We start from the raw sequence: 6,531 nt of genomic DNA on the forward strand, positions 1-6,531 counted from the left end.
TTCTGGCTGAACAGCGCCCGCCTGCATACTGAGCAAACCCATGAAAAACCTTGCAAAAGGGCGCATGTTCACGGATGCCCGCGCCCCTGCAGGATCGCCAGCAAGTCGGCCTTCGTCGTGAAGTAGCGACCACCCACCTTGTGGATCGGCATTTCTGGCCGCTTTGCCCAGCGATAGACCGTGTCGGTCGAAACGTGGAGCGCGCGAGCGATCGAAGCCGCGCCCCAGATGACCTGCTGCCGCCCGCCAACGCTGCGCATCATCGCATCGAAGCGGTGCGCTTGCAGCCGAGGCGGTGAGCCTGCGCCGTCGCCGCTGCCCGCTGCCTCGCCCAGCGCGTAGGGGATGGTAGATAAGGATGTCTTCATTTTTGAGACGGATTGCGGCTCGTAACCTGCGAATCCGTCTTCATTTTGAAGACGCGCTGTCTTCATTTTTGAGACAGGTTCGCGCGATCCGTCTTCATTTTTGAGACAGTCCTGTCCCCATTTTGAAGACAGGGTTTTATTTTTTCGGGTTGAATTGAACCACTGATCCATCTGCCGATTTCCTCTTGCCGTTGATGCCTCGGGGATTGTTGGCGCGTGCGGCATGGACGGGGTAATCCTGCCCGGGGCGCCAGTCGCGATACAGCTTCCTGCCGTCATTCTTGTTGCTATGGGGTAACTTGATCTCCGTGATTTCGAACGCGGGCGCACAGGCGGCGCCATCGACGCCCAGGCGCGCGTGCTCGGTCACGACAATGAAGCCCTTGGCCTGCAGATCGTGGAAGGCTCTCGCTGCCGTGTTTGGCCTCACCCCCAGCCGCTCCGATGCCTGTCGGACGCTGAGGCGAATCTTGCCGTTGTTGTTCGCATCCGGGCCGCGCCATTCCAGCTTGAGGTGCGGATAGAGCGCTTGCGCGGTGCAGGAAAGCGCCCGCCAGGCAGGCGTTTCCATAGTGGTGCGGATCATCTTGGTGAAGTGCTCGCCGCGGCCCTCGTTGCGCTTGTCCCTGCCCATCAGTCATCCTCCGGCGCAGGCAACAGGAGTTGCGTGATCACCTTGCGCTCTTGCTCTTCAAGGTCTCGGTCGAGCTGTAGCAACTCATGGTCGATGTGCCGCTCTATAGCCTCGCGCAGAATATCTGCGATGATCGGCGGCGGCAGCGCCTCAAGCTGACAGGTGCCGCCATCCCATCTGCCAGACCGGCTGTCAGTCGCCTTTGCCGGTGCCTCGGGCAAGCCATAGGTGCGCACCTGATCGACCGTCAGCGCGATGCGCTCGAACTCGACATTGATCAGGCCGTGGCGTCGGTCGGCTTCGACAAACGCGGCCACATCCTCGGCCACGCTGTCGAAGATCGAAACCCCGCTCGGGTCCAGGTCGCCGAGATGCAGGATCACCGTTGGCTTACCGATTCTGCAGATGCGATCAGCCAGCCGCTTCTTGGCCGTCAGGGAATCGAAGCCCCCGGATGAATACGCCTGCACGCTGTATGGCTCGGACACGTCATGCAGCTGCGGCAACATGCCCGCAGCTTCGCACCAGACTTCCATATGCAAATCCTGATCGGCCAGCTTGTTGCGGGTGTAATCACTGGCCAGCTCGCGCATGTGCCGCAGGAAGGCATCACGATCATCGTAATGTTCCATCCGGTATGAGGTCACACCGTCATCGCGGATCGCATAGAAGGGTATCAGCCGCCCGCGCCGGGCGTTGGCCAGATGGTTGCAGAGCCGCTCATAAGCGTTCTCTGTCTTGTCATAGCCATGCGCCCCGACCATCCGGTAGAAGATCTGCCTGCAGGTCAGCGGCCAGTATTCCCGGTATTCATCGAGAACCGCCTGCACCTGTTCCAGCAGGTCGATGGTCTTTTGCTGGGGGCGATAGACTTCGATGTATCCCCGGTTGCGGCCAGTTTTACGGCCTGCCGTAGTAACACCAGCCGCAGTTTTACGGCCTGCCGTAGAAACCACGCTCATGCCGCACCCCCTTTCCGATAGTGCACGGCACGGTGATGCTTTCGGCACAGCCAGGTCACCAGGAGCGGGCGGTCGTAATCGGGGTGATGCGCCTCGCTGTTAGGATCGCCGCAGACCTCGCACGGGGACTTCACCAGGAGGCCGCTCTTGATCGCAGATCGGGTCGCACGGTGCGCCCAATGCTGCTTCGGGTTGCGCGTCCTCCAGCGCTCCTGGCGCTGGTGCTTCTTCTTCGCGGGTGCCTGCATCATGCCGCCTCCCCGCTGAACAGGGCCTGGGCCGCAGCGATCGGGTTGGCCCCGAACTGCGCCAGCGTGGCAATGCGCCAGGATTCGGCATCAGCCTCGTGCCAGCCCCAGCCGCGCAGGCAAAGCTGGCTGCGCAGATAGTGGCGCTTCGCCGTAATGGCTTCGGCCTGCTCGGGGTTGATGAACGCCTGCTTGCGCGCTTTCGTGAAGTTGATTGGTTTGTTCATAACTCTTGCCTCTCAGGGTTTGCCCCCGGCGGCAGGCGGTGCTATGATGATGCTTCCAGCCGCCACAGCTGAACACACACATGAGCCCCCGTCCCGGTCGCCGGGCGGGGGTTTATGCTGCGGCGCTCGGGCGCGACATCAGCCAATCGGTGATTACGCTTTCCGGCCATGCGACGGCTTTGGCGGTCAGTTTAACTGGGCGCGGAAAGTCGCCCTCGCTCATGAGCTTGTAGATCGAGGAGCGACTGAGGCCGGTGATCTTCTCGACCTCGGTGCGGCGAAGGTATCTCTGTGGCATGTTGGCTTCCCATACGCTGGTTGCGACAAACGCTCACACGGAACGTTAGGGAAGCATGAGCTAAATTTCGACATCAGTAACGTGCAAAATCAAGCGCTTATGCGACTTCGTTAAATCTCGGTATGAGCTTAAGCGCCTTGCCGATTTAAGGGAGACCGCTTAAGCGGTTTGGGCGGAAACAGCGCGTCATACCGGACCTTCAACGCCTCCAGGCCTTTGTCTCCGCGCCGGATTTCGCCCAGATACTCAGAAATTTGCCCTCGGCCTACTGACCAGAGCGAAGCGTTCTGTTCGATGCATTTTTTTAAGGCAACCTTTGCGATCTGATCCGGGCCCAGAGCGGCAATTTCGGGCATACGGCGCACCACATCTTCCATCGCGCCCAATAAGGCCTCGCGCCTCGCCTCCCGTGCCTTTCTGGACTTTCGGCCGGAAGCTCGGGTGCGCCTCTGGGAGGCCTCGCTGTCAGATCTACCTCTGCGGATGTACTCATCGAACTCCAGCTTCACTTTGAGGCGCACCACTGCTTCACCAGCGTGGAAAATTCTAGCGGGCGCCAGACGTAAGCGACTATTGTCATCTGGATCAAACTCTCTGTCGTGAGGTGTTATGGCGGCGTCGAGGCCCTCACCTATAGCACCGGCAGTGCGCGCATACTCTCCCAGCTCGCCATACCCCTCAGAGCCCCGCCAAGAAAGATACTCCCATAAAGGCGAAACAAAGGTGCCCTTGGCGGATTTCCAAATTTTTACACCTCCCAGCCGAACCAAGTCGTCACTCGAGGGAATCTGATCCTCAAACACAGCTTCGGAATAGAGTGAGGGCTCGCCAAATATTTCCCCTACACCTAATTCTGGCGGCTCTCCAGTACATGTCCACTCGACATAGTCTGAAAGCTTATAGGCCAAGCCAAGGCGTTGAAGGGCGATGGCGGCCATCCTGAGGCTGTCTGCCGCCCATTCCCATGTTGATAGTTCTGACGGAAAGCCGTGTCTCTTAAGCTCATGAACCTTTTCCTCGACGATTGATTTGCCATCGAGGAAATCAGGTTCATCAATAATAACTCGAGGGTTGTTTCCCCAATTCTGCCTTGCTAGTTCGCCCAAATCGGGATGATTGCACCAATACCAAACAGTCTCATCGAGGGGTGAACCTTCCGAAAATACTCGCCTTCCGAACCATTCATCAATTCCAAGCGGTCGAGTGCTATCATTGAAGATGTTTATACGAACCTTATCGACTCGTTTCCTCTTAAGGCTACGCTCAACATCTTCAATAAATGATTTTTTTACATTCTTTGATAGTTCGTGTTTGGAAATGATGTCGTTAAGCCTTTTCTTCGCCTCCAGAATCGTGAGGACATGCTTGCGTGTATCGCTGCGTGGGTCACTCATATCCGCAACCGCCTGCTCAAAACTTGTGGCCTCATATAGTTGAACAATTTCCTCGATTCTTTCCAAGTATCTGGAGACTTTAGGCACATCTTCGCGGAATCCCATTACCCAATCCTCGCAACTGTCGCGGGCTTCTCGGCCAGATAGCCCGCCCATGCTTCCATCATCTTGCGCCGCTTCTCGAACACGTCAGACCGCGCATAGGCCCGTTCGACCGCATCGCCAGTAAGGTGCGCCAGCGCGGCCTCGGCGACCTCGCGCGGAAAGTTGGTGCGCTCCTGCGCCCAAGTCCGAAAGCTCGTGCGAAACCCGTGCACATCGAAGGGGAAGCCCAGCTCCTTCACCAGCTTGGACAACGTCATGTCGGACATTGGCCGGCCCTTCTTCGTGCCAGGGAAGACCAGGTCGTCATCCAGCCCTTGCGCGGCCTCAAGGATACGTACGGCTGCCGGTGACAACGGCACCCGGTGCGGGCGCTTCATCTTCATCCGCGCCGCGGGGATTTCCCATAGCCGCGCGGTCAGGTCGAACTCTGACCAGCGGGCTTCGCGAACCTCGATCGAGCGTGCCGCATTCAGGATCAGAAATTCGAGGGCCAGTTTGGTTGACAGGCCGGCGCCCGACGCCCGCAACACGTCAAGGAAGCCCGCGACCTCCTGATAGGGCAAGGCCTTGCGGTGTTCCTTGGTGTTCGGCTGCTTGGGCAGGGCCTTCTCGATCGAAGTCGCCGGGTTGTCCTGGCGCCATCCCTGGGCGATGCACCACTTCATCACGGTGCCGATCCGCTGCTTGACCCTGCGCGCAGTCTCGGGCTTCTCCAGCCAGATCGGGGTCAGCACCTGCAGCACATCCGCCGTGGTCACATCCGGGGCGCGCGTGCGGCCGATCACGGGGAAGACATAGGTCGCCAGTGTGTTGATGAACTGATCCGCGTGCTTCGGATTCTTCCAGGTCGGCTTGTGCAGCTCGTGAACCCTGCGCGCAGCATCTTCGAACGTCATGACGGCCAGCGCCTCGCGCCGGGCCTGAATGGGGTCGCCGCCCTCGCGGGCCAGCTTTCTGTTGGCAAGCGCGATGGTGCGGGCCTCAGCCAGAGACACGAGGTCAGGACTGCCCAGCCCCATTTCGCGCCGCTTGCCGCGAATGACGATGCGCTGAACCCAGAACCGCGCCCCGCTCCTGTCGATCCGCAGATAGAGGCCATGGCCATCAAAATACTTGCCCGGATCCTTGGCACTCTTGACCGCCTGCGCAGTCAGCGCCTTGGTCGGCCTGCGTATCCCTTCCCCCATATCTTCCCCCACTTGGGTCAAGAACGTCTAGAACACTATGGGAACACGGCGGAATGAAAGCAATAGAAAAAGCCTGTATTTGCAGACATTCTAGGCCTCTTCGGGAACAGCGGGGAATCAGCAGCGGTTGACGCTCTCTCCGCCATTTCTCATTGCATTTAAAAGATAATTTTAATTATCCTGCGTTTTGCCCCTAATCTGCCCCTAAATCCCGGTTGGCAAATTCACTCTGTGCCTGCCGCGCCAATACAGGGCGAGTGACCAGTTTCTGCCGTACCTTGCACCCCACCCCCCGGCCTCCCCCTGCGCGCCGGGCCGCAAACGTTACCTCCCCATCACCTAAAGCAGCAGACGCTCAACTTTTTGACAGTTCCGTCAACCAAGTGAGGGCAGCGTCCGTGGGTGGCACGCTTCCGGTCGAGAGATCATTTTCATTGCGGTCAAGACGTTCTCCGTTTCGCTTGCCGTGGCGCGAAGTAAAGCTTGCTGGGTCGCGCTGTGCTCGCCTCTTTGGCGGTAAAGCCGGTGCCTTCCGGGACAGTTTCGGGAAATCAGGTTCGTGCCCCTCGCTCCGGTCGTCGGCTCTGGATTTCGCCCAACATTAAATGTAATATTATTACACCCATGGATGGCGGCAGAGGCACTTTCGGTCAATGACGCGGCATGCGATATTTCAGAACGAAGCGCACGAGGCGCTTTTCCGCGAGCGGGCGCGGCTCACGGCACGCGGCGGCGAGCTCGCTCCCATCTGCGGCGCCCGGACGCGGAGGGGCGCCGCATGCCAGAACGCGCCCATCCGCGAGGGCAAAGGCCGTTGCCTTCGGCACGCGGGGCCGAAAGCAGCCAACAAGCATCACGAGCGACTTCGGCGAGAGTTCCTGTCCGGTAGGCTGAACCCTGCGGACTGGCACCGGCGCGAAGCGCGGCGGGCTGCGAACCGGCTGCGCGACAGGTGGAAGAAAAACCCGTGGGCACCGGGGCGAACCATCGACCTTGGCCCGGCAGAGGGGGATATGGCTGACGCCCTGCGGGGTTTCGGTGTGGATGTCCGTCGTCGAATGATTTGGGATAGTCGGCGTGATTTTGGTCTGGAGGGCTCCGGCTCTGT

Annotated in this window: 9 protein-coding genes; all 9 read right to left on the reverse strand. The window is 59.5% G+C overall.

The features are described 5' to 3' along the window. Positions 1 to 68 precede the first annotated feature (68 nt). Positions 69 to 539 (reverse strand): helix-turn-helix domain-containing protein, encoded by a 471-nt coding sequence (locus tag DQ229_RS13670; protein WP_162300877.1) that lies wholly within the window; start codon positions 537 to 539, stop codon positions 69 to 71. Next, complete coding sequence (locus tag DQ229_RS13675) at positions 505 to 1,002, reverse strand: GntR family transcriptional regulator (protein WP_114966817.1); 498 nt, start codon at positions 1,000 to 1,002, stop codon at positions 505 to 507. The genes DQ229_RS13670 and DQ229_RS13675 overlap by 35 nt, the downstream gene beginning before the upstream one ends. Then, the gene (locus DQ229_RS13680; RefSeq protein ID WP_238381087.1) at positions 1,002 to 1,964 is read right to left on the reverse strand and encodes a hypothetical protein; all 963 of its coding nucleotides are present in this window, start codon (positions 1,962 to 1,964) and stop codon (positions 1,002 to 1,004) included. The genes DQ229_RS13675 and DQ229_RS13680 overlap by 1 nt, the downstream gene beginning before the upstream one ends. After that, the gene (locus DQ229_RS16545; RefSeq protein ID WP_202909587.1) at positions 1,961 to 2,215 is read right to left on the reverse strand and encodes a hypothetical protein; all 255 of its coding nucleotides are present in this window, start codon (positions 2,213 to 2,215) and stop codon (positions 1,961 to 1,963) included. The genes DQ229_RS13680 and DQ229_RS16545 overlap by 4 nt, the downstream gene beginning before the upstream one ends. Continuing rightward, a complete protein-coding gene (locus DQ229_RS13690; RefSeq protein ID WP_114966818.1) occupies positions 2,212 to 2,439 on the reverse strand; it encodes a hypothetical protein in 228 nt (75 codons plus the stop codon). The genes DQ229_RS16545 and DQ229_RS13690 overlap by 4 nt, the downstream gene beginning before the upstream one ends. 112 nt (positions 2,440 to 2,551) lie before the next feature. Then, on the reverse strand, positions 2,552 to 2,737 hold the full coding sequence (locus DQ229_RS13695; protein ID WP_114966819.1) for a helix-turn-helix transcriptional regulator: 186 nt from the start codon (positions 2,735 to 2,737) through the stop codon (positions 2,552 to 2,554). A gap of 128 nt (positions 2,738 to 2,865) precedes the next feature. Beyond that, positions 2,866 to 4,236, reverse strand: a complete 1,371-nt coding sequence (locus DQ229_RS16400; protein WP_155326532.1) for a hypothetical protein — start codon at positions 4,234 to 4,236, stop codon at positions 2,866 to 2,868. Then, positions 4,236 to 5,423 carry a tyrosine-type recombinase/integrase gene (locus tag DQ229_RS13705; protein ID WP_114966821.1) on the reverse strand — a complete coding sequence of 396 codons (1,188 nt, stop codon included), beginning with the start codon at positions 5,421 to 5,423 and terminating at the stop codon, positions 4,236 to 4,238. The genes DQ229_RS16400 and DQ229_RS13705 overlap by 1 nt, the downstream gene beginning before the upstream one ends. 650 nt (positions 5,424 to 6,073) lie before the next feature. Then, on the reverse strand, positions 6,074 to 6,531 hold a 458-nt coding region (locus DQ229_RS16860), incomplete at its 5' end, for a hypothetical protein (RefSeq protein WP_238381088.1).

The sequence above is a fragment of the Alkalilacustris brevis genome, assembly GCF_003350345.1.
GTDB classification, from domain to species: domain Bacteria; phylum Pseudomonadota; class Alphaproteobacteria; order Rhodobacterales; family Rhodobacteraceae; genus Alkalilacustris; species Alkalilacustris brevis.

Coding starts and splice junctions, on each gene's coding strand:
- DQ229_RS16545 (WP_202909587.1), bottom strand. CDS start 2,215: ATGATGCAGGCACCCGCGAAGAAGAAGCACCAGCGCCAGGAGCGCTGG.
- DQ229_RS13705 (WP_114966821.1), bottom strand. CDS start 5,423: ATGGGGGAAGGGATACGCAGGCCGACCAAGGCGCTGACTGCGCAGGCG.
- DQ229_RS16400 (WP_155326532.1), bottom strand. CDS start 4,236: ATGGGATTCCGCGAAGATGTGCCTAAAGTCTCCAGATACTTGGAAAGA.
- DQ229_RS13670 (WP_162300877.1), bottom strand. CDS start 539: ATGGATCAGTGGTTCAATTCAACCCGAAAAAATAAAACCCTGTCTTCA.
- DQ229_RS13675 (WP_114966817.1), bottom strand. CDS start 1,002: ATGGGCAGGGACAAGCGCAACGAGGGCCGCGGCGAGCACTTCACCAAG.
- DQ229_RS13690 (WP_114966818.1), bottom strand. CDS start 2,439: ATGAACAAACCAATCAACTTCACGAAAGCGCGCAAGCAGGCGTTCATC.
- DQ229_RS13695 (WP_114966819.1), bottom strand. CDS start 2,737: ATGCCACAGAGATACCTTCGCCGCACCGAGGTCGAGAAGATCACCGGC.
- DQ229_RS13680 (WP_238381087.1), bottom strand. CDS start 1,964: ATGAGCGTGGTTTCTACGGCAGGCCGTAAAACTGCGGCTGGTGTTACT.